Raw genomic sequence first — 26,192 nt, forward strand, 5'->3', positions numbered from 1 at the left:
GGTTAGGCTTTAAAGATACGTTCAATATCTTCGGGCGAAAGACTGAACAGGACATCAATAAAATGCAGCTGCAGGGTACCCGGGCCGGCCGATTTTGCTGTTGCCAGTTCGCCGGCAATGCTCATCACGGCCATTGCATGGGCAGCCGCCATCAGCGGATCGGAGTTTACGGATGCAAATGCAGCGATTACTGCCGTTGCCGTGCAGCCCATCCCGGTTACTTTGGGCATCAGGGGCGAGCCATTTTTGATGGAAAGTACCTGGTTGCCATCGGTAATAAAATCTTCGGCGCCGCTGATGACGATGATTGCCCCGGTTTGCGCAGCCAGTCGTTTGGCCGCCTCAACCGCCGAGCCCGAAGCTGCGGTGCTGTCAACGCCTTTGGTCGGGCTGTTTTCATTGGCCAATGCCATGATTTCGGAAGCATTCCCCCGGATGATGGTTGGCTTGCATTGTTCAACGATTTGAGCGGCCGTTTCGTTGCGGTAGGGAGTAGCGCCCACTCCAACGGGATCAAAAACAACGGGAATGCCTTTTTGGCGAGCGGCTTTTCCAGCCAGTAACATTCCGTCGACCCAGTGGCGACTCAGCGTTCCCATGTTGATGACCAGGGCCGAAGCGATCCCAACCATGTCGGTCACTTCTTCGGCAGCATGGGCCATGACCGGTGATGCTCCCAGGGCCAATAAGGCATTAGCCGTATTGTTCATCACAACAAAATTGGTGATGTTATGAACTAAGGGCGACCGGCTGCGTACGGCAGCCAAATCAGCGCTGATGGAAATTGCGTTTATCATGATATTTCGTTTAAAATAAAAAAACCGCTCCGCAGAAATGCGAAACGGCTTGTATGAATTTCGTTAAAAACAGGTTCAAATACAATTCTCGTTTCCCTCCGCTGTTATGATACATTTCAGGTTATTAGGGTCTGATCTCAGCCTGTGCACCTGCACAGACACCCCTAACGAGATGATGAAGCAAAAGTAGTAATATTTTTCAATTGGAAAAGCCGGATCAACGGGCCGGCAGGGAAATCGCTTTTAAAATATTAATGTTCTTCATAGCTTGAATAATTATTACTATATTTATCACGGTTTTGGGTTTCGTCAAAAAAATGACTGTTCAAAACGCAGAAAATCGTACTAAACAAAATGTTTTCCAACAATTTTTCTCTACCTTGGAAGATCCCCGCAGAACAAACAAAGGCCATTTTTATTACCCGCTCGACGAGATACTTTTTCTTGTTATTGCTGCTGTGATCAGCGGTGCAGAAGAATGGGTCTCTATCCAGTTGTTTGGCAAGGCGAAGCTGGAGTGGCTCCGGCGTTTTTTTCCCTACAAGCACGGAATACCGTCCCATGATGTTCTCGGGAAGCTTTTCTGCCGGTTGGACCCGGTGCGTTTTAATGAATGTTTCATGGCCTGGGTCAACTCTATTTCTGATCTGACCAAAGGGGAGGTTATTGCATTTGACGGGAAAAGCATTTGCGGTTCAGGCCGGTTGGGTATACCCAAATCAGCAGTGCATGTGGTTTCTGCCTATGCCGCACAAAGCCGTTTATGCCTGGGCCAGGTTGGGGTTGACCAGAAAGAAAATGAAATTGTGGCCATTCCACAGTTGCTTGAACTACTTGCCATCAAAGGGTGCATCGTTACCATTGACGCGATGGGGTGCCAAAAAGAAATTGCCCGCAAGATCATCGGGCAAAAAGCCGACTACATTTTAATGGTGAAAGACAATCAAAAGGAACTCAAAGAACAGGTTGAGAAAATATTCCGTATCCAGAAAGATTGCACCCAGGACCAGACAATTGATGCCGGACATGGAAGAGTTGAAACCAGGACATGCCGTGCCACCGGGAAGCTGGACTTTATGGACGAGAAAGAACAATGGGAGGGGATACGGTCGGTGGTACAAATCAAGAGCGAACGGTATATTAAACAAACAGGGCAAACCAGTGAAGAAACCAGGTATTACATTACCTCCCTGAAACCAGACCCGGCAAAACTAAACCAGGCTATCCGTTCTCATTGGGCAGTAGAAAATAACCTGCACTGGTCTTTGGACGTGGTATTCAACGAGGATAACTTATTAAAAAAGAAGGATTACTCAGCGAGGAACTTTAATATTATTGCCAAAATTGCCCTGGCCTTGCTCGAAAAGGAACCATCACTTAAAGCATCCAAAAAAAAGAAAAGGCTCTTTGCTGCACTGAAAGACGATTACAGAGAAAAAGTACTCAAAGTTTAAAAGCGATTTCCCTGAACGGGCCGGCGGAAAAACCGGAGCTGTTTTATTTTGCCGCAGCCCGGGTAAATTACATGGACGCAATATCTTCGAGCAGGATGGCCGCCAGCTTTTTCGGATGTTCTTCTTCCATCTCCAGCACCAATTCCAGAAAGTTTTTGCACGATTCACGCAAGGTGGTGCCACGATTAGCCATGAGAATCACGGTCCGGTAGATGATTTGTCCCAATTCGGGATCTTTAATCAGCGAAAACAACACGTTGAAAAAAGGTTCGAACATTTCATCAATGGCTTTTTTGTCGACCATCGCCAGCCGCCCGATCAAATGCAGGCCGGTGTATTTTACCAGTTGTTTTTTTCCGCAGCAATATTCCAGTGCTTTGATAAAGGCAAACTTTGAGTATACAAATAGATTAGCCACTGCCTGTTCTGCAATTTCGGCCTGTTCAAAGCTCTTCGTCCAAAAATCCATTTGTTCTTCGGTCAGCTTCTCCGGCTCATCGAGCAACGTTGCCAGGATCATGGTCTCGCGCCATTGTTTGTTCCAAAGCTTCAAGGCCAGTAAATGATTTTTTTCGTATTGCCGGGACAGTTCGCGAAGCGAGATCACCGAAGCGCCCCAATTCATTTTGTAGACTATGCCGTGAGCCTTCATCTGTGCAACGGTTTCACCGTTTTTTCGCAGCCTGATTTTTGCCAGTAATTCCTGAAATATTTTTTCTGTTTCCGGATCGTCCAATAAGATATTCATAACCATAAATTACACGCTCATTTTGCGAATGAAGAAGCAACAAAGATAATACATCGGGAGGTTCGGGCCTGTAATTACTTCCTGAAAATAAAGTAAACGGCCAGGATCAGAAATATAAAGCCAATTACGTGATTCCATCGGAAAGACTCGTTCCGGAAAACAAGCACCGTGAAAACCGTAAAAACGAGCAGGGTAATCACTTCCTGCAATACCTTAAGTTCGATCAGCGAAAAAGGGCCGCCATATGCTTTAAACCCAATCCGGTTGGCCGGAACCTGGAAGAAGTATTCGAACAGGGCAATTCCCCAACTAACCATCACAATGGAGATGAGACCCAGCTTGCTGAACCATTTCATTTCTGCAAACTTCAAATGTCCGTACCAGGCAAAGGTCATAAAGGTGTTCGACATGACCAGTAAACCAATTGTGAGCAATCCTTTCATACAGTATAACGGATGATTAACGCTTGTTTGTTTATACTTCCAAAAACCGGTTCAAAACTACCTGTTTCAGGTGAATGGTGATTCGGCAAACCAAAATATTTCGGATGATTTAAACATTACATCAAATTTCAACCTTCCTGCATGAAATAAAACAGGCTTTTGGGTAGGGTAAACTGTTTTTTAAACGGTTAGTGAGTGAAACAAGACAGATTATCATTAACTTTTTTCAACTTTGAGAAGACGTGAATGATAACGGAAGGATCCTAAACGTATTGAAAATTGACAACACAGGAATTTAAACAATTGTTTGACCGGTATTTTGATGCGATCCGGAATTACATCTATTACCGGTCGGGCGACAAAGAGCTGTCGACTGATATTGCTCAGGATGTTTTCTTAAAGTTCTGGGAGAAACAGGAGGAATACCGGCCCAAAGAGAATGCAGGCCTGCTATATAAGATGGCTTCCGATTTGTTTGTCAGCCGTTACCGCAGGCAGCAGATCGAACAAAAGTACCTGAGCGGGATTGAATTTGAAATGAGAGAGCTATCACCCGAAGAGCAATTACAATACGAAGAACTGAAAAGAAACTACGAGTGTGTGTTGGCGCAGATGCCGGAGAAACAACGGGTTGTTTTTCTGATGAGCCGCTCGGAAGGCCTCAAATATCATGAAATTGCCGCCCGGCTTGGACTAAGCGTAAAAGCAGTGGAAAAAAGAATGACAAGCGCTTTGGGGATGTTAAAAGAAAATTTGCAATGGCTATGAAAAAACAGGAAGAATATCATAAAAAAGAACAATTGGACTGGACCGAGATTGATCGCTTTGGCAGCCGGTTGACCACAGAATGGGAAGAATCCAAAGAAGCGATCTGGCTTCGTATGGAGCAGAAACTAACGGCGCCGGCGAGGCCGGCAAAAGTCATCTTTTTTGCACGACCCGCTTTCCGGCTTGCTGTAGCCGCCCTGGTTGTCTTGCTGGTCGGCCTTGGCTCGGTCATGCGTTTCCATAGCCGGACTTACCACACAATTCCCGGGCAACACCTGGCCATTGCTCTGCCCGACGGGTCAACCGTGCAACTGAATGCCGCTTCGGTGTTGACTTTTCGTCCGTATTGGTGGCGCTTTTCGCGCGAACTGGCACTGGAAGGAGAAGCTTATTTTCAGGTCAGCAAAGGCGACCGGTTTACCGTGATTTCATCAAACGGAACAACCACCGTTTTGGGTACCAGCTTCAATATTTATGCACGTGACGAGGCTTACCGGGTAAGTTGCCTGACGGGAACAGTAAAAGTAACCAATGCCAGGGGAAACCAGGACGTTATTCTTTCGGCCAATCAAAAAGCCGAATGGCAAAGCAGCGCTTTCGTGAGGGCCGACATGAAGGCCAACCATGAACCGGCCTGGGTGAACAAACAGTTTGAATTTACAGGCAGACCAATTCGTGAAGTGTTTGACGAAATTGAACGGCAGTACGGCATACGGATCATCTCCGATCAATCGTTGAATTTTGAATACAGCGGCAATTTTAATAAAGAAGAGTCAGTTCATCAGGTGTTAACCTATATTTGCAAGCCTTTTAACCTTAACTTTGAAGAGAAAAAGACCGGGCAATACCAGGTATTGAAAAATCAGTAATCTGTTTTGAAAAAATATATTTTAATTGGTGCCTTGCTGTTGTCGGGTTTCCTGGGTTTCGCACAGGAACTCGATCTCGTTTTTCAGGATACTCCGCTGAATGAGATCTTGCTTGCGGTTCGCGACCGTTACCAATTGCAGTTTTCGTTCGATCATGCCCGTCTGTCGGCTTTCCCGGTGACGGTGAACCGAAAGTTTTCGTCGCCCGAAAAAGCGCTGGATGAATTGCTCAAGAAACTTCCCTTGACTTGGGAGAAAGCCGGCGGGGTTTATTTAATTTATGACCGTGTGCTCCCTGAGCCAAAGAAAAATTATCATTTGGCCGGAACAGTCACCGACCGCGAAACGAACGAAAGCTTGCCATATACCCACCTGGTGGTAAACGGCCACGGGTTAATTACCGATCAGAAAGGGAATTTCTCGTACCTCTCAACTGTCGACAGCGTTTTTCAGGTACAGGTATCCTGCCTGGGCTATTATTTTTTGGATACACTGGTTCAGGCGCGAATCAACCAGCCCCTCCGGTTGACTCCCTCTGTTTATAAATTACTGGAGATTAAGGTAGAAGGGTTAAAGGTAGTTCGTTCGGTACAAGTTGGATACAGCCCAGGTACGGTGCGTCTTAACCATCAGATAGCAGGTCATTTGCCCGGTTACGGAGATAATTCGGTGTTTAACCTGTTGCGTTTACAATCCGGTATTTTGGCTGCCGGAGAGCAATCGAACGATCTGATCATCTGGGGAAGTTACGAGGGGCAGAGCCAGGTGTTGGTTGATGGCTTTACGTTGTTTGGCCTGAAGAATTACAACGACAACATCAGCGCGATTAACCCCTTTATGGTGAAAGATATTCAGGTGATGAAAGGTGGATTCCCGGCTCCGTTCGGCGAGCGGGTGGGCGGGTTGGTTAATATCACTTCCTCCGATGGCGATGTCAATGATTTGCACGTAAACCTTTCGGTGAACAATATGACCATGAATGGTTTGCTGAATGTACCTGTTGCCGGGAAAGCCTCGCTCATGGTGGCGCTCCGGCAAACCTATTACGAGTTATACGACAAGGGCCAAATTGCCTTGTCGTCAGGAGGGAGCAGGGGCAATAGGAACTTGGTTGACCGGAACATTTATCCCGATTATCATTTTCAGGATCTGAATCTGAAATTTACCGGAAAAACCAATCACAACGATTCGTACAGCCTGAGTTTTTTAACCGGTAACGACCGGTTTGCCTATGCACTTGAATATGAAACCCCGCAAACCAACCGGATCTGGGACGATCGTGAAAATAACCGGCAATACGGCCTGTCGGCACACTATAATAAAGGGTGGAAGAACGGGGGAAGGTCTGAATTGACTCTGGCGTATTCCGATTTGCAAAGTGAGCTGAACAACATTCGGAAAACCGGTAACCAGCAGTCTGGCGGGAGTGGAGGAAGCGGTGGCCAGGGGCCTGGAAGCGGGGGAAGTGGAAGCGGAAATACATGGCAGACAAATATTGATCAATTCAATCAAAATAAAATATCTGAGACCAGGTGGAACCTGCACAACTACTTGCCCTTGCCGGCACGCCATCAGCTTGAATTTGGCGGAGGGATGTACTTTAACCGGATTCATTTTACGGAAGACTCATTCGAAGTGAATTTGACTGAATTGAAAGAGGAAACCAGACGGTTAAACGGATTTGTTCAGGACCGTTTTTCCATCGGAAACCGCTTGCAGCTAATTACCGGAATCCGTACTGATTACCCGCTTAATTTAGACCGGCTTTATCTGCAACCCCGTGTTGCCGCGACAGTCAGTTTAAGTGATTTCCTGAAAGTAAATGCAGCAGGGGGTTTGTATCGTCAGTACATTGCCCGGAACTCGGTGATTGATGAATTTGGTAACGTTCGCTATCTTTGGACGATTTGCAACGGGACAAGCGTTCCTGTCCTGAAATCTGAACATACCACGCTCGGGTTTACCTATCATCAGCATGATTTTACGTTTAGTATTGAGCTGTACCGGAAGCAAACCAACGGTTTGTCGCGTTATGCCGAAGAAGGCGAAGACCTGATTTTGCATCAGGGGAGAAGCAAAAGTAAAGGACTTGATCTGTTTATAAAAAAGGATTACAAAGGGCATTCGTTCTGGATCGCAGCGATGCTGGGAAATACGCGGGAACATTTTTCCGATTTCCCGGATGAACAATACCAGCGGGCTTTACACGACCAGCGGGTTGAGCTGAAATCGGCAGCGCTCATTCATCTGGAACCGTTTTATTTGTCGGCCAATTATGTCTATGGCTCCGGATTTCCCGATCCCCTGTTGCTTGGTGACGAAAATTATGAACGCGATTATCACCGGATGGATATTGCCGCGGTTTACCGTGTCCCGCTTAAAAGGCTTGCTCTGGAAGCCGGTATTTCCGTCCTCAATGTTTTTAACTACGAAAACATCAAGTATGCCAATTTTATCCGTATCCCCGACGATCAGGATGCCACGGTGAACCTTCATGCTGAAGCGGTGCCGTTCACCCCGACGATGTTTTTGAACCTTTCGTTTTAAGGAGAGAATTGATCCGGGGCTTGCGGGCGAAGCTGCTTTTGGCGTAATCGGGATTTATTTTCGTAATTTTTCAGGAAAAAGAAAAAAAAGGTAGGGTAAAATAATTCTGGTGCGGTTAGCAAATGTAAAAGATTTATAAAAACATTAATCGAGCGAATTATGAAAACATTAATCAGAACATTTGCATCAGCAGCCTTGGTCCTGGCTATATCGGCAACCGGAGTTTTGGCGCAAACCGAAGAAACTCCAATCAGGAAAAGAGATCAGCAACGGATTCAGTTGCAAGATCAGGATGGTACGATGAACCAGGTTCAGGCCCGAAATGCAACACAACGCGCCGAACGCCAGGCGTTAAGGACGCAGCGGCAAGAGGAAGCCAATCAATTCAGAACCGCTTTCCGGGCTACTTTGTCTGAAGAGCAGTTGGCTATTCTGGAAAACAAAGAAATGACCCGTGAACAAAAACGCGAAGCGCTGATGGCTTCTTTAAGTGAAGCGCAACGCGAGATGTTTCAGGCCCAGCAGCAATTACGAGCCGAACAAGGTTTCCAGTATCGCGAAGGGATGAAGGGTGAACAGGCCAATCAGGCCCGGAACCGGGCGCAGCAAAGCGGCGAATGCCTGAATAATGAAGCTTTGCAGCAACAAGTCCGCGAACAAATTCGTCAGCAATCGTCCGGAAGTGGTTCCGGCGGCCGTTATGGCAAAGGGGGAAATTAGAACTGATCCTTAAATCATAATGGCTCACCGCAATCAGAATCGATTGTCCGGTGAGTCATTATTTTACATTTTTGTTTCTACTGATATGAACTACCGGATGGTATCACCCATAAAACTGTTATTGTGAAAAAAATTCTTGTAATCCTCCTTTTGTTGGTTCTCGGGCAGCAGGCAGTAAAAGCCCAAATAACCGATTTACCCGACAATCTTCGCTCATCCCGGATCGATTCCTTGTTATACGATGTTTTGTTTGCCGATGACGAGTTAAGCCGGCTGCTTGGTTTGGATAAAAATTTTCAGTTCCTCTATTTTCGTGCAAATTACGATACGCGAACGACTTTTGCCGGGCGCGAGATTGGGGACAACCAGTATAATCTGAGCGGACAGTTGTACTATATGCACTCCGTCGGTATTTATGCCGGGGTTTCGGGAAGCTGGTACAGTCAGTTCGATCCGGGCTACCGGGCAACCGTGCTGTCACTCGGCTACAGTAAAGGATTACAGCGGCTGAAATTTTTCAGATACCGGATTTCTTACGATTATTACCTGTTTAATAACAACATTCCGGATTTCGATCCGCTTTATACCAGTAGTATAAATTCAGGTTTTACGCTCCGGAGTAAATCAGTGGGCACCAGCTTTGACGCCTCACTGTTGCTTGGAGATGATGTGAGCTCCCAATTTAACTGGGCTGCTTATGCTTATATAAACCTGATAAAGTTAGGTGGATTTAATAAGATCAGACTGGAGCCGGAAGCTTCCATGTATTTTGGGACAGAAGCAGCGGCCTTTTTGTTGGGCGAAGTGTATGTTGACCCGGAAACAAATGAGGAATATGATATTTATTATCAGGATAAATTCGGACTGTTGAATATCCAGTTTCAGTTGCCGCTTAGCCTCAACCTGAAGAACTTTGATTTGAGATTTAGCTACATTTATAATTTGACGCGCCAGGCAGGAGATGCTTTTGACTATCCCGAAACTTCATCGTTTCGTTTGTCATTAAGTTACCTGTTTAATTTGTAAAGAGGCTACGGATCCTTCCTTTGCCAGTCAGCTGAGTTTTGTTCGGATGTTTCCATCAGATTCAGCGAAAGTTTCTTGTATTGAGTTCTTCATCACGGTTAGTTTAATACGGTGCTTCTTCGGGTGTTATATTTCAGCCGGACATGACTAATCTTTTTTGTATTTCCGGGGCGAATGTGTATTTTGTGTCCGCACACACAAATGTATCAGTGATGAAGAAAATAGGAACAATCGGATTGATTATGCTGCTCTTATTGCAGTTTGTATTTGCTCAGCGTGAAGACTTTAGCCGGCAGGGTGAAGTGGTTTACGGGATGTTTTCCGAGGGGTCAGGACGCGGAGGTTCCGCGAAGATGATCGTGACTTACGCGAACGGGATTGCCCGTTTGGTTGCCGACCGCTCGGGAAGAAACCTGATCCCGGAAGTACCGGAAGAAGCATCTTACCTCGATTACCGTTTGAAAAGAACCTATCAGCTGGCCAAGTTCCAAAACGGCGATCTCATTCATAGTGCAGAAGATTTTAATGAACTTGCCGGCTTTGAGCCCGATGGGACCACTGAAGAAATACTGGGCTATACCTGCCGGAAATACGTGGGCAGTTCGTTCTCGAACCGGATTGAACTTTGGGTTACCCGCGAGGCAGGGATTCTGGGAACCCCGATTTTAGGTTTCCCGGTTGCCGACGGACTGGTGCTGAAATATGTCAGGAACGGGAATGCCGGTTTTGTGGCCACGAAGGTGGATATCCGGAAAAAATCAAAAGCGCCAGATTTATTTCCCCCGGATTTGGGAGCCGAAGTCTCGGCGGTTAAATACCGGTTGCGCATGGTGAATGCTTTCGTGAAAGAGGTCCGTGTATTCGACGGGCAGCAAATTAACTGGGGCTCCGGAATCGAAAATCCGCAGGGCGATTGCGATGATTATACCTACCGCTATGCCGGGGGAACTGTAATCCTTAAAAAAGTGATACTACCGGAGGTTCCGGATGGAACCTCTGTTTTTGCCGAGCTGAAACAGCAATCGAACGGCGACGCCTACGACCGTACCGGTTCTGTTTTTGTTGTGCCGGTTGACCAGCCCCGGAGTTTTTTGGATGGGATGCGGTATGGACTGGATTCGTTGCCGGCCTATGTGAGCAAAGAAGGTAAAGCCTACCAGGGAATCGCAGCTACCGGCGATTATTCGCCGATTGTTGAACTGATCCGGTTTTTTACGCCCTTTGGTATCCATCATTTTAATGATAAACGCGATGTTGGCATTGCCTGGGAGGATACCGCTGTTTACAAGCAGGAAATTTCTGATTTACTGCCGCTATTGCGCGGAGAAACCTGGATCGGCGTTTTTATTGGCAATTATGACGGGGGAGGGCACAAAGTCAGCCTAAACCTGAGATATCACCTGATCAGCATGGAGGTAAGCGACCGCCCGGCAAAAAATTACTGGATTAAACCGGTGTTTACTACCACCAATGTGCTTGAAATGGCCGGGCAGGAATACGGGACCTTGTTTGGAAGCGACACCCTGGCAGTTGATTTTGAAGTTCCGGCAGGCGTGAAGAACCTGACTTTCCGGTATCTGTCAACCGGGCACGGCGGCTGGGGGCAGGGCGATGAGTTTGTGCCGAAAACCAACGAAATTTTTATCGACCGCGAACCTTTCTTTAAATATACGCCCTGGCGAACCGATTGTGCAACGCATCGGGCCTACAACCCGGCATCGGGAAATTTCTGGAATGGTTTGTCGTCATCCGACTACAGTCGCTCGGGCTGGTGTCCGGGAACCGTTTCCAACCCCTTGTATATGCCGGTTAAGAACTTAAGCCCCGGAAAACATACCATCCGCGTGTATATACCGCTGGGCGAACGCGAGGGAAATATGTTCAGCGCCTGGAATATTTCGGGGGTATTTATGGGTGAAATTGACGAGTAAAACGCCAAATACCTAAGCAGAAAAAGCTTTTGCATGGATTCACCTGCAAAAGTCTTTTTTGATTTTATCAAGGTTCCTGCGCCGTTTTCTTCGTCTTTCGGCTAAGAGATATCGAACATAGCGGCCAGGTCGTAGCGCGAAAATGCGCGGAAAGCCACCATGGTTTCGGTTTTGTTGATGCCTTCGATTTTTGTGATCTTTTCAGTGACCAGCTCAGCCAGCGATTCGTTGTCGGGCAAACGCATAATCGCTACAAAATCAAATTGTCCGCCTACTGAATAAACTTCGGTGATGCCTGAAATGCCTGCCAGTTGTTCGCCTACGGCGTTCAGCAGTTTCTGGTCGGCATGGATAAGCGCTATTGCTGTTGTCATATCGTTTAATTTTAATCTGATTTCCGGCAAAAGATACCGATTTTTGTGTTCATATTCAATGACGGCCTGAAGCGAAATCATGCAGTTGCCGCAGGCCGGGAATGGGTGGCTCTGTTGTGGTTTTTTCAACAAAAATGCCGGCTAAATGTTAATGTTTTAGCTGTTGCCGGTCAGCAGCTTTTTTATTGGTGTCAAAACGATTATTTTCATCCGATTTCTAAACAAACACGTTCATGAAGAAACTAATTCAGTTCCTGACTTCGATGCCGTTTATGGGCTTTTTATTGTTAGTGATGGCTTTTTCAATGGCTATTGCCACCTTTACCGAAAGCAGTTGGGGCACCGAAGCGGCTAAGGCTTTGGTATACAATACCCGTTGGTTCGAAGTGGTTTTTCTTTTGCTGGGCATCAGTCTGGTGACAAATTTTATCCGTTACCGGATGTATTTACCGCAAAAACTGCCGGTCGGGATTTTCCACCTGTCATTTATTTTGATTGTTTTTGGAGCTGCCATTACACGGTATATCAGTTTCGAAGGGGTGATGCATATCCGCGAAGGTCAAAGCTCGGATTACATCATGTCGACCGACACCTATTTTAAGGTGGAAACCGGCGATAAAAAGATACGGGAACAGGTTTTGTTTTCCGAACTGACACATGGTCAGTTTCATGAAACGTTTGACCTGGACGGGCAACGGGTGAAGATAAAATCAGTCGGCTTTGTGAAGAATGCTTTACGTACGCCGGTTGAACATCCTGCGGGCTCGCCGATGGTCGATTTTGTGATTTCGGCCGGACAGGGCATGCAGAGTTTTTCGTTCGGCCCCGGTGATCAGTTTGACCTTGGGGCGGCGAAGGTTGGCTTTAACAACGATGCCAACATCCGTTTTGAACAGGAAGGCGATGAGCTTTACCTGCTTGCCGACCGGGATATGGAAATCAGATCGATGGGAGGCGGAGAGCCGGAGCCGGTGCAGGCCGGTGTTCGCAGTCCGGTGAAGATGATGCATTTGTACGCTTTCGATAACTACTTGTTGCTGGTGCGAAAATTTTATCCGAAAGCGTTGATCCGTGTAACCCGCGACGCTTCAGGTAATTCGCATGAAGATGCCGTTATTCTGGAAGTTTCGGAAGGCGGCCGCGTCAGTACGGTTAATGTTTTTGGACGGAGCGGAACCGCCGGAGAGCCGGTTACCTTCAAAGCCGGAAATACGAATCTCCGGTTGAGTTATGGTTCAGAACCCATTTACCTGCCGTTTAAGTTGTATTTAAAAGATTTTCAGTTGGAACGTTATATCGGCTCCGAGAGCCCTTCATCGTATGCCAGCGAAATAAAGCTGATTGATGAGCAGGAGGGTGTTGAACGTGATGTTCGCATTTTTATGAATAATACCTTGAAATACCGGGGGTACCGTTTCTATCAGTCGTCGTATGATGTAGACGAACTGGGTACTGTTCTTTCGGTGAATAAAGATTTTTGGGGAACTTTCGTGACTTACCTGGGTTATTTGCTGATGGCTTTGGGAATGATTTTCTCCTTGTTCTATAAACATTCCTATTTTCAGTTTCTGGTTCGTCATTTAAAAGAACTGAACAAGTTTAAAGTCACTGCGGCGCTGGCTTTCCTGCTGTTGTTGTCTGGTCAGGCGCAAGGAAACAATGCAGCTGTATCCGGGATCCCGTCGTTGGATGCACAGTTGGTCAGCGACTTCTCGGAGCTGTGGGTTCACGGACGCGACGGGCGTATTGAGCCCATGTCGACCTTGTCGAATGAGATCTTGCGGAAAGTCAGCCGGAAATCGTCATTCTACGGCAAATCGGCTGATGAGGTCGTGCTGAGTATGCACCTGTATCCCGAAATCTGGCGCACCGTCCCGATGATCAAAGTTGACCGGGAGGTGGCAGCCTTCCTGGGGATTCAGGGGAAATATGCCGCTGCTGTTGACTTCTTCGATATGAGCGGCCATTATAAACTGGCGGAACCCGCCCAGGCGGCGTATAATAAAATGCCGGGCATGCGTAATCAGAAAGAAAAGGAATTTCTGTATACCGATGAGCGGGTGAATATCTGCTTCATGGTATTTAACGGCGAGTTTTTCACCTTTTTCCCGCCGAAGAACCCAACGGAGGCCTGGTTTTTCGCCGGTAGCAAACCGGATGGTTACCCGCGTGCCGATTCGTTGTTTGTAAACCGGAGCTTTCAGCTCTTGCGCGAATCGTTATTGCCCGGCAGCGATGTGCAGCCAAGGCAAATTCTGGCTACGGTTGCCAGCTTTCAGGAAAAGTTTGGCGCCGAAATATTACCTCCGGCACAAAAAAAATCGGCGGAGTTGACTTACAATAAGATACAGCCGTTTAAGCGGGTATTTTCCTGGTACCTGTTAACCGGTTTTATTTTACTAACGGTTCTGTTTGTGAATATTTTCAGGCAAAAACCGGCTGGTAAACTTGTAATAAGAATGTTCGTCGGCCTGATCTTCTTCGGATTTTTGCTACACACCGGAGGGCTTATCCTGCGCTGGTATATTTCGGGGCATGCACCCTGGAGCAACGGTTACGAATCGATGGTTTATGTGGCCTGGGCAGCCATGTTGTCCGGTTTTATCTTCGGACGTAAGTATCCGTTGGTTCTCGGAACGGCGGCTTTCCTTTCAGGTATTACGCTTTTTGTGGCTCACCTGAACTGGATGAACCCCGAGATAACTCCGCTGGTTCCCGTGCTAAAATCCTACTGGCTGATTATTCATGTAGCTATTATTACGGCCAGTTACGGGTTTATCGGGTTGAGCGCATTTGTGGGACTGCTTGTACTAACCCTTTACGGCCTGATGAAAGAAAGAAACCGGGAAAATGTAAATCATTACATCGATCAACTGACCACCATCAGTGAACTTTCGGCAACAATCGGCTTGTATATGCTGACCATCGGAACATTTTTGGGCGGCGTTTGGGCCAACGAAAGCTGGGGCCGTTACTGGGGCTGGGACCCGAAAGAAACCTGGGCGCTGATTACCGTGATGATTTATGCATTTGTGGTACACATGCGCTTAATTCCTTCTCTTCGTGGCCGGTTTAACTACAACCTGGCAACAGTGATCGGCTTTTCATCGGTTCTGATGACCTACTTTGGGGTTAATTATTTCCTGAGCGGCATGCACTCGTACGGAAAGGGAAGTGTCGACGGGATTCATTGGGCCGTTTATGTATCCTTGGTGCTTGTTGCCGGCTTAATTACGTTTTCATATCTGAATTACAAGAAGTTTGAGGGCGCTGATCGTTCAGCGTGAATTGGATAATTTTTCTGAAACATTATCTTTGCCTGGTTATTTCGGTTTAAATCTAAATCTGAACTTATGAGTAAAGATGTTTCACGCACCTTTGATATTTTGGAGCGCTACCTGTCGGACTTTCCCCGGGAAGATGCTCTTGGAGGTAAAACAGACGGAAAGTGGTACACCTTCACCACGGCTGAGTATGTTGAAAAATCCCATCAATTTGCCCTGGGCATGTTGGCGCTTGGCTTAAAGCCAGGTGAGAAAGTGGCTACAGTGACCCCAAACCGGCCCGAGTGGAACTTTGCCGATATGGGGCTGGCGATGGCCGGTTTGGTGCATGTGCCCATTTACCCGACCATCGGCGAGGACGAGTACCGCTATATTTTCGATCATGCCGGGGTGCACTACCTGATTGTGGGAGATAAAAAGTTGTATGAAAAACTCAGCCCGATCGCGGCTGAGATGGAGCAGGTGAAAGGAATTTATTGTTTTGAAGAAATCAGCGATTGTCCGTACTACCAGGAAATTCTCGATTTGGGAGAAAGCAAAAAGGACGAATTGTCGGCTGAGCTCGAAAAAATCAAAGCTTCGGTCCGCCCCGACGATGTGGCTACGCTGATTTATACCTCGGGAACAACGGGCGTTCCAAAAGGAGTGATGCTCACCCATGAAAACCTGGTGTCGAATTTTGTCGCCCATTCAAGAATGCACCACCTGGGAAAAGACCACCGCGTCATCAGTTTTCTTCCCCTGTGCCATGTGTACGAGCGCAGTGTGAACTACCATTTTCAGTATAAAGGGATGGGAATTTATTATGTGGGGAACCTGGGGCAAATTGTAAGCGCGATCAAGGAAATTAAACCACATATGTTTAATTCGGTTCCCCGCCTGCTCGAGCGTGTGTACGATGGCTTTGTTTCTAAAGGGCAGGAGCTTGCCGGACTGAAAAGGATCATCTATTTCTGGGCGCTCAGGCTAACCCGTCATTTTGAATATAATAAAAAATACAGCTTATTTGTTCGCATGCAGATTAACCTGGCCGACAAACTGATTTATTCAAAATGGCGGGAAGCTTTGGGGAACAACATTGTTTACGTGGTTTCGGGTGGGGCCGCTTTGCAACCGCGTATTGCCCGGGTGCTGGGCATGGCTGGTATGCTTACCCTCGAGGGTTACGGACTCACAGAAACCTCGCCGGTAATTGCCGTAAATAACCCGGCATTGGGCGCGATGAAAGTTGGAACCGTGGGGCCGGTTTTGGATGGAGTTGAAGTGAAAATTGCCGACGATGGCGAAATCCTCTGTAAAGGACCTTCGGTGATGAAAGGGTATTACAAAGCTCCCGAACTTACGGCCGAAGTGATCGACGAAGAAGGTTGGTTTCATACCGGCGATATCGGTATTTTGGATGAAGGCAAATACCTGAAAATAACCGACCGGAAAAAAGAAATGTTTAAAATGTCGGGAGGCAAATACATTGCTCCTCAGATGATTGAGAATAAACTGAAAGAATCGTTCTTTATTGAACAAGCGATGGTGATCGGCGAGAATGAAAAATTTGCCAGCGCGCTGATCTCCCCGAATTTCGAATACCTGCACGATTGGTGTTCGCAGCATAAAATCCATTTCAGGGATAACGAAGAAATGATCCAGAAGAAAGAAGTGATCTCACAGTTGTTTAAAGAAGTGGCCCTCATTAATAAAACACTCGGGCAACACGAAGAAATCAAACGTTTCAGGCTGGTTTGTGAGGAATGGACACCCCAAACCGGAGAACTGTCGCCTACCCTGAAGCTGAAACGGAATTACATTTTGAAGAAGTACAAACACATTGTGTCCGAAATTTACAACGGTTCGAAGCCGGCGGGCGGAGGCAACGGATTTCGGATTCCACGCGTTAATCTTCGCTTCGACATGAACGAACTGCTGAAGAAATTTAAGCTGTAAATAAAGGAAGAAGCTATCTGTAAAAAAATGATGGGTTAATTTTTCCCGGTTCTGCCGGCAATCACCTTATTTTTCAGAGAGCTTCCTTAATTTGTCTTCGATCCGATTCTTTTACTGCACTCGAACTCCCGGCGCTTTTACAGCATTCGTCCCCAGGGAATAGCAGCCAGCATAATCAGGTAGGCGATTCCGAAGAAAACCAGCGAATTGCTGAATTTGGCCTTCGGGTTGACCGCTTTCTTTGTCCGCACCCGCCCGATGTGCACCAGGATCACCGCAATCAACATCAGGGTGAAATGTTCCACCGCGTAAAAACGCAAATCCGAATTTTTCATAGCTGCGCCAAAATCGCGAAAGGCGGCTTTCGTCAGAGGGCTGACAAAAAAGTAGAGAACGAGCCCTGATAATAACTGTAAATCAAGCAAGGCAGTAAATACCGCCCCCAGGATATGATCCGATTTATGCCACTTGCCCTGGTTAAACCAACCCATGAAATATTTGAAAAGCGCAACAAGGGCTATCGCTAAGATGAGCCAGCGTAATAAATTGTGAAGATGTAATAATCCGATATACATGATGGTAACTTTTTCTTTTCATCTGTAACGTTTACATAGTCCTTTGGTTGAAAAAATACACGCAGATTATTTTAAATAATCCTTAATAAGATTGGATTTTGTTTCTTATTTTTATTAAGATTAAATTAGCATAGACTAAAACCATATTTTTCAACTTAAAATGGAGTAAAATGATCAACAAGATTCACAGTCTCGGCGGGTATTTTCATGAATACCAGAAAAGCCTGGCCAACCCGGAAGCGTTCTGGGCACAACAGGCCGAATGTTTATTTTGGCGGAAAAGATGGGACCAGGTGATTTCGTGGAATTTTGAAGAGCCTGATGTAAAGTGGTATGTTAACGGGAAACTTAACCTGACAGAAAATATCTTTGAAAAAAACCTGTACACGCACGGCGATCAGGTTGCCTTGATCTGGGAACCCAATGATCCGGCCGAAGAGCCGCGTAGCTTGACTTACAATGAATTATTCAGGGAGGTCAACAAGTTTGCCAATGTACTGAAACAACTTGGGGTTCAAAAAGGCGACCGCGTGGCAATTTATATGCCAATGGTACCTGAACTTTCGGTCGCCTTACTGGCCTGCGCGCGCATTGGGGCCATTCACTCGGTGGTTTTTGCGGGTTTTTCGGCCCATGCATTGTCGGAACGGATTAACGATGCACAGGCTAAGGTATTACTGACGGCCGACGGCGGTTTTCGGGGTGAAAAAATTACGCCGCTGAAAGCCATTTCGGATGAAGCGTTGGCATCCTGTCCCGGGGTTGAAACGGTGGTTGTATTAAAACGAACCGGCATCTCCATCGATATGAAAGAGGGGAGAGATCTTTGGTGGCATGAGGTCACAGCCGGACAATCAACAGTTTGTCAGGCCGTGGAGGTGGATGCGGAAGATCCCCTGTTTATTTTATATACTTCGGGCTCAACCGGCAAACCCAAAGGCATTGTGCATACCACCGGGGGTTACATGGTGTTTACGGCGTATACCTTCCGGAATGTGTTTCAATACAGCGCCGGAGACGTTTATTTTTGCACGGCTGACATCGGATGGATTACCGGTCATTCCTATATTGTTTACGGGCCTCTGCTGAATGGCGCCAAAACCCTCATTTTTGAGGGAATTCCGACCTGGCCCGATGCCGGACGCTTTTGGGATATTGTGGATAAATACAAGGTAAACCAGTTTTACACTGCCCCGACAGCCTTGCGTTCGCTCCTGGCAATGGGAAACGAATACCTGGAAGGGAAAAAACTTGATTCGTTGAAGGTACTGGGAACCGTGGGTGAGCCAATCAACGAAGAAGCCTGGCATTGGTACCACGATCATGTGGGCAAAAACCGATGTCCGATAGTCGATACCTGGTGGCAAACCGAAACCGGCGGCGTTCTGATTTCGCCTATGGCCGGCATTACACCAACAAAACCTTCGTTTGCCACACTCCCCTTACCCGGTATTCAGCCCGTTATTGTTGACGGTAAAGGCCGGGAATTATCCGGCAATTCGGTTGAAGGGAACCTTTGCATCAAATATCCCTGGCCAGGTATGGCCCGGACCATATGGGGAGACCACCAACGGTTTAAGAAAACCTATTTCTCCACCTATAAGAACCTGTATTTCACCGGCGACGGCGTAAAACGAGATGAAGATGGTTACTATCGCATACTGGGCCGGGTGGATGATGTGATTAATGTGTCGGGACACCGCCTGGGGACTGCTGAAATCGAAAACGCGATTAACGAACATCCGCTGGTGACCGAATCGGCGGTGGTGGGTTACCCTCATGCCATAAAAGGTCAGGGGATTTATGCCTTCGTAGTTTGCTCCGAGCTTTCCACGGGAGGAGAAGAGGGCATCCGCCACAGCATCAAACAAGGCGTGACAAAAATCATTGGTCCCATTGCCCGGCCCGATCTGGTCCAATTGGTTCCCGGCCTGCCCAAAACACGGAGCGGGAAAATTATGCGCCGTATCCTGCGCAAGGTAGCCGAAGGTGATGCTTCGAACCTGGGCGATATTACGACCTTGCTGGACGAAGATGTTGTGTCCAAAATTATAGACGGGGCGCTGGTCGATGTGAAACTGTAGCGAACAACCAGGAAAAAAAGGAGGATATTTTTCGCTTGTAACTTTTGTGTTAAACTTAAATCAAACATCAGTCATTTCTGTTCGGAGGAGGGAATTCTGTTTACTTTTGGCATTAGATAGGAAAATCTGTTCCGGTTTCATGTACCTGTACGTTCTGGTCGATAAAATTGAATGTGTTTTCGAAACTGACAGAAAAAGGAGCTATTTAAAAACCGGATACAGCCTTTTATCGTAAACGTTCATCCCTAATCATTTAAAAATCAGATCATGACAGTAAACAGAACTTTTGGGATAGGTAATGATGCGAACGAGCCTGAAGTGTCATACAAAAAGATCATCCAATATATCAACCTGAAGCTTGCAGCCGATGGTTATCCGACTTGTATGACCGGGGTAAAATCGGATCTGCTGGAAATTGCCAAACCACTGCTGGATAGTTACAACATTAAATCCAGGCTGTTGGCTAACCAAACTTCTCCGCTGGGGCAACGTGTTCAAAATTTTCTTAAGGAATTTTTAAGCGATGTTCCGGGCGATAATTCCTTCGCTTTTCCCGACCACCCGTTTATTCTCGATCGCTACGGATTGGCTCGTAAAGTTTCGTTACCTGCCGACGGAGATTATTTTGAAAACGACATCATCCGGTCGTACCGTACGGCACAGGGGATCCTGAACAATCCAAAAGAAGACCGGAGGACCACCAAAGGCGTTTTTCATATTTGCGAAGGCGGATTACCTGTCCCTGATGATAAAAAAGCGGTGCCCAAGCCTGTTTTCTGTAAGTTACTGCAAGAGGCCCTGAACCCGCCCGGAGAATTGATGCGGCTTCCGTTTACCGCCAACCAGGAGCAGGCGGCCGAGTTGTTTGTCAGCCTGATGCTTCGGCCGGTTGTGGTGCCCGAAGTTCCCGGAGTGATGGCCGAAAAATCGATGGAAATCAAATTTTTAGCCCCGGGTAGCCTGGTTTCCAACCTGGATTTTGTCGAATCGATCTTCGGAAATGCAGGCGATCCTTTTCTGCCGGAAAACGATGCGGCTTTAAATCCGGATACCTGGACCGGCCACACCGGTTGCGTGATTCTGGCACCGCATCTGACCGTTTTTACAAAAAAAGAACTGGGCCTTCCGTTTTACAATAATGCCACCGATCGTCAGAAACGGGACGGTATGTGCTGGACAAAGGAGGACGAAAAATACAACGATGGCAACGCGTTTAAAATTACCGCCCGCGACAAACGGGGAGTGGTTGTCACCCTGATTGCCGATAACTATTACGGCTATTGCAAAAAAGAAGTAAAAACCATGATCGGTTATTCGGCCAACCTGTACGGGCTGGCTGAAGAAGAACATGCCGGCGGAGCCATTGCCTTCCGCAGCTATAACCTGGGCGAAAAATGTTACCTTGATGAACGGCTCCCGACCAATGGCTTGAACTTTGCTTCGTTCCTTTATCTGTTTGCCGACATGCTGGAGCTTAAAAAAGAAGGTTATGCGGTCGATAAAAAATACCCTGATGTCGTTTATATTCCTGAGGACGCCAATTTTGATTTGCTGAAACAGACCATCACCTGGCATACCGGCGGGAAGCAACAGGTGATCAAATTGCTTCCTTACAAGTATTACATTTATCCGAACGGATACAAAGTTGAAATGAAAAAGCGGCTGGAAGGACCAAAATGGCATTTGGTGGGCACTACGGCCGAAGGAACGCTTTGCCACAAGCCCTGCACCGTGTCGGGAGGCGGAAAATCTGAGATCTCCAAATCAATCAAAGATGCCATGATCCAGGGATCGGTTATTGTGAATGACCTGAATACCGATTTGGACATGGTGGAAGAGATTATGTCGAAAGATTATTCCAAACGGTTCAAAATACCCGCTGATTATTCCGTAAAGAAACCCCGGCACATACTGAGCCGCCGCCGTTCCCTCGGATCGGTGATTAAATTGCTGACCCCCGCCGACGAGTATACCGACGAATACAACGACTGGCTCCGTTCGCTTCCGCAACGCATCAGGGTGCTTATTTATGTGATCAAGGGAAATTACAGCCAGGACTGGGACAAAGACTGGCGGAAATATTTTTCGGTGGATAAAATAAACGGGATACCGGGCAACGAACTGAAGTTCCAATCCAGTAAGTTGTTGACAAATTATTTGCGGGTAGGGCATGATATCGATCATTCCTGGCGTATTTTCCTGACGCGTCAGGATTACAATCCTTCGGCCAAAGTACAGTTTGAGGATGACATTACCGCTTCGGTGGTCCTCGATGCCAAAAAACTGGAAAACCTGAACCCGGAATATGCCAATCGAAGTGTCAAGATCGTCAAAAACTGCGAATCACGCTTGTTTCAGCGTCCGGATGACTGCATCATCAAAGGGTATGACAAACAGGGCGAAAAGGACCTGTCAAGCCCGAATACCTTCTTGTCGAATTTTGAACCGCTCACGCGGAAGCAGGTGCAGGAGATTAAAGATGATGCCATTGGTTTTGAGCTATATACACAGCCGGTCAAGGACCTGATCAATAACTTTCTGGCAAGCGATACTCCTGAATTTTTGGTGGTTCCTTCCGAACCGCGTCTGGTAAACGGAGTTCCCTCAAAGAATCCGCGCTACCTTCAGATACGCCCCGATTTGGTCGATCCGGTTAGTAAATATGTGGCGGAAGTAGGTACCCGCATTTTTCGTAAAATTCCGCTGGATAAGCCGGTATTTATGCCGGTAAACGCGGTGTTGCCGGGACGCCGGAACAATCCGGCCGAGCCGGAAAATAAGGTGCCGCCCCTAGCCGTGTATAACCCGATTCATTACCAGGAGTTGCCGGAGCTGTTCATCGATTTTATTTGCAGCATCACCGGGAAATCTCCTTCAACAACCGGTTTCGGTTCTGAAGGGGCCCTCACCAAAGGGCCGTTCAACTCGCTGTTGCCGGCTTCGGACCTGAATAATGCCTTCCTGTCGTACATCCTGACCGGTTACGACGGATTTTCTTCGGCGGCAGGTTATGTAGGCCCAAAATATAAGGTTGATCACGATATCAGTCTGCTGATCCCGGAAATCTGGTGCCGCATGTCGGTGGAAGAGCGCGAGCCCAAATTCCTGATTGACAATGGTTACCTGGAGAAAGTGGAAAATTTTACCTATCAGGGCAGGGAAGTGGACGCCAGCTTATTGGGTTACCGGATTACCCTGCGGTTTGTGACCCATTTCATGGCCCGTATTTTCAGTAAACCCGACGCTGTTTTTAGCGACGACATGCTGAAGCCGGAATTGCAGGATATGGATATGTTTGTCGCCTCCATCGAGAACCTGTCGATCACTCAAAAACGGGTGGCCGAGGGTTACATGCGCGACGGAACGGTCGATTTGCTTTGCCCGCCGCTGAAAGCGTTGATTCATCTGATGATCGACGGAACTTACCGGGGAAAAGGACGTAATCATCCCGATATCCGTGCCATGTTTACGCCTGAAGCGGTGTTGAACAGCAACTGGTACCAAGAACGCCTGCTTGAAAAACAAAAACGCGATGTGGCCCAGTGGACAAAAAATGTGGCTTATATCGAAGAAGTAACCAGCCGCAGGAATTTCGCCGAAACCTCGGTGCGCCTGTCGCTCCCCGAACGTTTAAACGCCGCAAAGGCCAGACTGAAGGAAGTATCGGCGCCGGCTTACCTGGCCGATTTGACCGGTACGCTTGGCGTTGACACCCTGAGTCTGATCGAGGATTAATGACGGATCAGAGGTCATATGAAACTGACATACGGACTTATCGGAACCGGAGCCTTAGGCGGTTATTACGGCGGATTATTGGCAAAATCGGGGCATGATGTTCATTTCCTGTTCAACAGCGACTACCGGTATGTTTGCGAAAACGGACTCCGCATTGATTCGGTGAACGGAGATTTTCATTTGAATAAGCTGAATGCGTATGCTTCAACCTCCGGCATGCCGGTTTGCGATGTGATCCTGGTTTGCCTGAAAACAACCCATAATCATCTTTTAAAAGACTTGTTGCTGCCGCTTATTCATAAAAACAGCCTGGTGGTGATGATTCAGAATGGTTTAGGCATTGAAGCGGAACTCGAAAAACAGTTACCTGATGTGCAGATTTCAGGAGGTTTGGCCTTTATTTGTTCCAATAAAACGGGACCGGGGCACATCAGTCACCTCGACCTGGGAAAACTGGTGCTGGGGGCTTATAAGCTGAATCGGCCGGAAATGCTGCAACAACTTTGCAACGATTTTCAGCAGGCCGGGGTTCCTTGCCGGCTTTCCGAAGACCTGTACCATGCGCGCTGGCAAAAACTGGTGTGGAACGTACCCTTCAACGGGATGGCGGTAGTACTGAATACAACGACCGACCGGATCATGGCGAACGAAGCTGCCCGCACCCTTGCCCTGGAACTGATGCAGGAAGTGATCGGGGGCGCCAACCATTGCGGCGTAAACCTCGACGAGGCATTTGCTCACAGCATGCTGGAAATGACAGCCGGAATGGCGCCGTACGCACCCAGTATGAAACTGGATTATGACTTTAAGCGCCCGATGGAAATTGAGGCCATTTATTCCAATCCGGTCCGGGAGGCTGCTAAAGCTGGTTTTGAAATGAAAAAAGTGTCGATGCTTGAAAAACAACTTCAGTTTATTCAGGCACAAATGAAGACATAAAAAAGCCCGATCAAAAGTTCATTCCATATCAGAGGTCAGCCCGAAATAAATTCGGGCTGACCAACGAAAGTGAACTTTTGAACAGGCTTTTCTTTCAGCTAGATTTCTCAATCATTATTTGGTTGCTGCTTCCAGCCGTTTCATGATGGCAAAAATGAAGGCGGCAGAAACCAAGCAGCATACAATAAAAATTAACCACAGGTACGATAAGTCGAGTTTCCCCCAGAAGAAACTTCCCACAAACAACAGTTTGTTTCCAACTGCCGTTGCAAGCAGCCAACCACCCTGCATCAAGCCTTGGAAACGCTGCGGGGCCACTTTCGAAACAAATGACAATCCCATCGGGCTCAGGAAAAGTTCGGCGATCGTCAGCACAAGGTAACTTTCAATCAACCAGTACGGCGATACCCGCGAGCTGTCGGGAACAGCCTGCCCGGCCAGTTCGTGAGGCGAAACCAAACCAATCGAGGCGATTAAAACAACAAGGAAACCGACAGCGGCGATGATCATCCCGTAGCCGATCTTTTTGGGCGTCGAGGGTTCTTTCCCGATTTTATTCAGCCAGCTGAAAATACCCATAACCAGGGGAGTCAGAAAAACGATAAACAGCGGGTTGAAGGATTGGAAAACTTCCGGTGCAATGGCATTGGAAGGGCCGTTATTAATAACAAACCAGGCAGACAGACTTCCTCCGACCAGCAGTAAGGCGGCTCCAATAATGCGGTTGACCGTTGAACTGTTTTTTGCAATCAGCATGATAAGCCCCGAGATGGCGCCAATAACCGACAGGATGGATTCAAGCGTGAAAAACAGGTGGGTGAACGGACCTACTTCTTTCACAATATAGTCGCGGGCATAAAAGGTCAGCGTCAGTCCGTTTTGGTGGAAGGACATCCAGAAAAAGATCACCACAAAGAACACCAGGATCAGTGAGCTTACTTTGGGCTTCTCTTCTTTGGTGGCCGACAACGAGATCCAGGTGACAAAGGCGGCAAACAAGCCAAAGGCCATCCCTGTTTTGTAGTCGAGTACTATCCCGGTCAGCAGCGTGACTGCAGCGGCAGCAACCAAAGCGGCTACCACAGCCATTGATTTCGACCTGCTTCGGGGTTGTGTAATATCTTCAGCCACTTGCGTTGCGGCTTTCGGCAATTGTTTTTCTTTATTCGGCAGAAGTTTCTGAAATAAAACATAGATCAGCAACGAAATAATCATAGCCCCGGCAGCGATTCCAAAGGCATAGTTATACCCCTGCGAGAATACCCCGATGTAACTTTCGGCAAAGGCATTTAAATCGGTTACTGGTCCGCTTAGGCTGACGTTGTTGGCAAGCGAGGAAAACTGGCTCGTATCGGTCATGCTTCCGTTCAGGTATTGATGGCAGAGCGCCGGCAGGCTCCCGTCGTGTAAAAAACCATTAGCTTTTAACCACCAGTTGCGGGCTCCGGTAGCGGCAAAAGGGGCAAAAAAAGCACCGACATTGATCCCCATGTAAAAAATCATGAAGGCCGAATCCCGCATTTTCGAGTAGCGTTCGTCATCGTACAACTGTCCCACAACAGCCTGCAGGTTTCCTTTAAATAATCCGTTACCAAATGCAATCACAAACAGGGCAATAACGGTTATCGCCAGCGACATGTTGGGGATGGCCAGAATACCGTATCCGCCTAACATAATTACAATCCCGGCGAAAATAACCAGCTTGTATTTTTTTGTCCAGTCGGCCACGATGCCCCCAACCAGCGCCAGCGCATAAATTCCGAAGTAAAACCAACTGTAAATATCACCGGCTACTTCTTCGGTGAGGCCAAAGCGGGCCTGTAAGAAGAGCACCAGGATGGCCATCATGGTGTAAAAACCGAATCGTTCGCCCATGTTGGCAAAAAATGCCACCAATAGCCCCTTGGGATGTCCTTTCAGCATAATTGATCTTTTTAATTAGTAAATTTTTGTTGTAAAG

18 protein-coding genes and 1 riboswitch are annotated in these 26,192 nt (G+C 47.4%); of the genes, 12 read left to right on the forward strand and 6 right to left on the reverse strand.

Annotated elements, in window-relative coordinates:
- Positions 1-2: 2 nt before the first annotated feature.
- Positions 3-797: a hydroxyethylthiazole kinase gene (gene thiM / locus ACOIT5_RS11685; protein ID WP_423126339.1), complete on the reverse strand. Its 795-nt coding sequence runs from the start codon at positions 795-797 to the stop codon at positions 3-5.
- Positions 798-873: 76 nt separating this feature from the next.
- A riboswitch (TPP riboswitch) is annotated at positions 874-973 on the reverse strand.
- 141 nt (positions 974-1,114) lie between these two features.
- Here thiM and ACOIT5_RS11690 point away from each other — a divergent pair.
- Positions 1,115-2,251, forward strand: coding sequence for an ISAs1 family transposase (locus ACOIT5_RS11690; RefSeq protein ID WP_423126340.1), 1,137 nt, complete (start codon positions 1,115-1,117; stop codon positions 2,249-2,251).
- 67 nt (positions 2,252-2,318) lie between these two features.
- Here the strand turns inward: ACOIT5_RS11690 and ACOIT5_RS11695 are convergent, their stop codons facing one another.
- Both ACOIT5_RS11695 and ACOIT5_RS11700 read right to left on the reverse strand, forming a co-directional pair.
- The gene (locus ACOIT5_RS11695) at positions 2,319-2,999 is read right to left on the reverse strand and encodes a DNA alkylation repair protein (RefSeq protein WP_423126341.1); all 681 of its coding nucleotides are present in this window, start codon (positions 2,997-2,999) and stop codon (positions 2,319-2,321) included.
- Positions 3,000-3,073: 74 nt separating this feature from the next.
- Positions 3,074-3,442: a DMT family protein gene (locus tag ACOIT5_RS11700; protein ID WP_423126342.1), complete on the reverse strand. Its 369-nt coding sequence runs from the start codon at positions 3,440-3,442 to the stop codon at positions 3,074-3,076.
- 279 nt (positions 3,443-3,721) lie between these two features.
- Here ACOIT5_RS11700 and ACOIT5_RS11705 point away from each other — a divergent pair, with 279 nt between their 5' ends.
- The 6 genes from ACOIT5_RS11705 (at position 3,722) to ACOIT5_RS11730 (ending at position 11,303) form a co-directional block, all read left to right on the forward strand.
- Positions 3,722-4,210, forward strand: coding sequence for an RNA polymerase sigma-70 factor (locus ACOIT5_RS11705; protein WP_423126343.1), 489 nt, complete (start codon positions 3,722-3,724; stop codon positions 4,208-4,210).
- Entirely contained in the window at positions 4,201-5,079 is an 879-nt protein-coding gene (locus ACOIT5_RS11710; RefSeq protein WP_423126344.1) for a FecR family protein, read from the forward strand. The genes ACOIT5_RS11705 and ACOIT5_RS11710 overlap by 10 nt, the downstream gene beginning before the upstream one ends.
- 6 nt (positions 5,080-5,085) lie before the next feature.
- The gene (locus tag ACOIT5_RS11715) at positions 5,086-7,626 is read left to right on the forward strand and encodes a TonB-dependent receptor plug domain-containing protein (RefSeq protein WP_423126345.1); all 2,541 of its coding nucleotides are present in this window, start codon (positions 5,086-5,088) and stop codon (positions 7,624-7,626) included.
- Between the two features lie 159 nt (positions 7,627-7,785).
- Entirely contained in the window at positions 7,786-8,346 is a 561-nt protein-coding gene (locus ACOIT5_RS11720) for a hypothetical protein (RefSeq protein WP_423126346.1), read from the forward strand.
- A 123-nt stretch (positions 8,347-8,469) separates the two neighbouring features.
- The gene (locus ACOIT5_RS11725) at positions 8,470-9,372 is read left to right on the forward strand and encodes a hypothetical protein (protein WP_423126347.1); all 903 of its coding nucleotides are present in this window, start codon (positions 8,470-8,472) and stop codon (positions 9,370-9,372) included.
- Positions 9,373-9,584: 212 nt separating this feature from the next.
- Entirely contained in the window at positions 9,585-11,303 is a 1,719-nt protein-coding gene (locus ACOIT5_RS11730) for a PNGase F N-terminal domain-containing protein (RefSeq protein WP_423126348.1), read from the forward strand.
- A gap of 101 nt (positions 11,304-11,404) precedes the next feature.
- Here the strand turns inward: ACOIT5_RS11730 and ACOIT5_RS11735 are convergent, their stop codons facing one another.
- Positions 11,405-11,677 carry an Lrp/AsnC family transcriptional regulator gene (locus ACOIT5_RS11735; RefSeq protein ID WP_423126349.1) on the reverse strand — a complete coding sequence of 91 codons (273 nt, stop codon included), beginning with the start codon at positions 11,675-11,677 and terminating at the stop codon, positions 11,405-11,407.
- 233 nt (positions 11,678-11,910) lie between these two features.
- On the opposite strand from ACOIT5_RS11735, the gene ccsB reads away from it, so the two are divergent.
- Both ccsB and ACOIT5_RS11745 read left to right on the forward strand, forming a co-directional pair.
- On the forward strand, positions 11,911-14,964 hold the full coding sequence (ccsB, locus tag ACOIT5_RS11740; protein WP_423126350.1) for a c-type cytochrome biogenesis protein CcsB: 3,054 nt from the start codon (positions 11,911-11,913) through the stop codon (positions 14,962-14,964).
- 66 nt (positions 14,965-15,030) lie between these two features.
- Complete coding sequence (locus ACOIT5_RS11745) at positions 15,031-16,899, forward strand: AMP-dependent synthetase/ligase (RefSeq protein ID WP_423126351.1); 1,869 nt, start codon at positions 15,031-15,033, stop codon at positions 16,897-16,899.
- Positions 16,900-17,036: 137 nt separating this feature from the next.
- Here the strand turns inward: ACOIT5_RS11745 and ACOIT5_RS11750 are convergent, their stop codons facing one another.
- Positions 17,037-17,474: a hypothetical protein gene (locus ACOIT5_RS11750; RefSeq protein ID WP_423126352.1), complete on the reverse strand. Its 438-nt coding sequence runs from the start codon at positions 17,472-17,474 to the stop codon at positions 17,037-17,039.
- Positions 17,475-17,644: 170 nt separating this feature from the next.
- On the opposite strand from ACOIT5_RS11750, the gene acs reads away from it, so the two are divergent.
- From acs to ACOIT5_RS11765, 3 genes are all read left to right on the forward strand, one after another.
- Positions 17,645-19,558 (forward strand): acetate--CoA ligase, encoded by a 1,914-nt coding sequence (gene acs / locus ACOIT5_RS11755; RefSeq protein WP_423126353.1) that lies wholly within the window; start codon positions 17,645-17,647, stop codon positions 19,556-19,558.
- A 267-nt stretch (positions 19,559-19,825) separates the two neighbouring features.
- On the forward strand, positions 19,826-23,293 hold the full coding sequence (locus tag ACOIT5_RS11760) for a hypothetical protein (RefSeq protein WP_423126354.1): 3,468 nt from the start codon (positions 19,826-19,828) through the stop codon (positions 23,291-23,293).
- An 18-nt stretch (positions 23,294-23,311) separates the two neighbouring features.
- A complete protein-coding gene (locus tag ACOIT5_RS11765; protein ID WP_423126355.1) occupies positions 23,312-24,232 on the forward strand; it encodes a putative 2-dehydropantoate 2-reductase in 921 nt (306 codons plus the stop codon).
- Between the two features lie 114 nt (positions 24,233-24,346).
- On the opposite strand, the gene ACOIT5_RS11770 is transcribed toward ACOIT5_RS11765, so the two are convergent.
- Positions 24,347-26,155, reverse strand: coding sequence for a peptide MFS transporter (locus ACOIT5_RS11770; protein WP_423126356.1), 1,809 nt, complete (start codon positions 26,153-26,155; stop codon positions 24,347-24,349).
- Between the last annotated feature and the right edge of the window lie 37 nt (positions 26,156-26,192).

Origin of the sequence: Gaoshiqia hydrogeniformans, assembly GCF_049347105.1 — a bacterium.
GTDB lineage: Bacteria > Bacteroidota > Bacteroidia > Bacteroidales > Prolixibacteraceae > Gaoshiqia > Gaoshiqia hydrogeniformans.

Bases quoted from the DNA above. Each gene is read 5' to 3' on its own strand.
- thiM (WP_423126339.1), bottom strand. From the start codon at position 797: ATGATAAACGCAATTTCCATCAGCGCTGATTTGGCTGCCGTACGCAGC.
- ACOIT5_RS11720 (WP_423126346.1), top strand. From the start codon at position 7,786: ATGAAAACATTAATCAGAACATTTGCATCAGCAGCCTTGGTCCTGGCT.
- ccsB (WP_423126350.1), top strand. From the start codon at position 11,911: ATGAAGAAACTAATTCAGTTCCTGACTTCGATGCCGTTTATGGGCTTT.
- ACOIT5_RS11700 (WP_423126342.1), bottom strand. From the start codon at position 3,442: ATGAAAGGATTGCTCACAATTGGTTTACTGGTCATGTCGAACACCTTT.
- acs (WP_423126353.1), top strand. From the start codon at position 17,645: ATGATCAACAAGATTCACAGTCTCGGCGGGTATTTTCATGAATACCAG.
- ACOIT5_RS11745 (WP_423126351.1), top strand. From the start codon at position 15,031: ATGAGTAAAGATGTTTCACGCACCTTTGATATTTTGGAGCGCTACCTG.
- ACOIT5_RS11710 (WP_423126344.1), top strand. From the start codon at position 4,201: ATGGCTATGAAAAAACAGGAAGAATATCATAAAAAAGAACAATTGGAC.
- ACOIT5_RS11760 (WP_423126354.1), top strand. From the start codon at position 19,826: ATGACAGTAAACAGAACTTTTGGGATAGGTAATGATGCGAACGAGCCT.
- ACOIT5_RS11770 (WP_423126356.1), bottom strand. From the start codon at position 26,155: ATGCTGAAAGGACATCCCAAGGGGCTATTGGTGGCATTTTTTGCCAAC.
- ACOIT5_RS11730 (WP_423126348.1), top strand. From the start codon at position 9,585: ATGAAGAAAATAGGAACAATCGGATTGATTATGCTGCTCTTATTGCAG.
- ACOIT5_RS11735 (WP_423126349.1), bottom strand. From the start codon at position 11,677: ATGACAACAGCAATAGCGCTTATCCATGCCGACCAGAAACTGCTGAAC.
- ACOIT5_RS11750 (WP_423126352.1), bottom strand. From the start codon at position 17,474: ATGTATATCGGATTATTACATCTTCACAATTTATTACGCTGGCTCATC.
- ACOIT5_RS11690 (WP_423126340.1), top strand. From the start codon at position 1,115: ATGACTGTTCAAAACGCAGAAAATCGTACTAAACAAAATGTTTTCCAA.
- ACOIT5_RS11765 (WP_423126355.1), top strand. From the start codon at position 23,312: ATGAAACTGACATACGGACTTATCGGAACCGGAGCCTTAGGCGGTTAT.
- ACOIT5_RS11695 (WP_423126341.1), bottom strand. From the start codon at position 2,999: ATGAATATCTTATTGGACGATCCGGAAACAGAAAAAATATTTCAGGAA.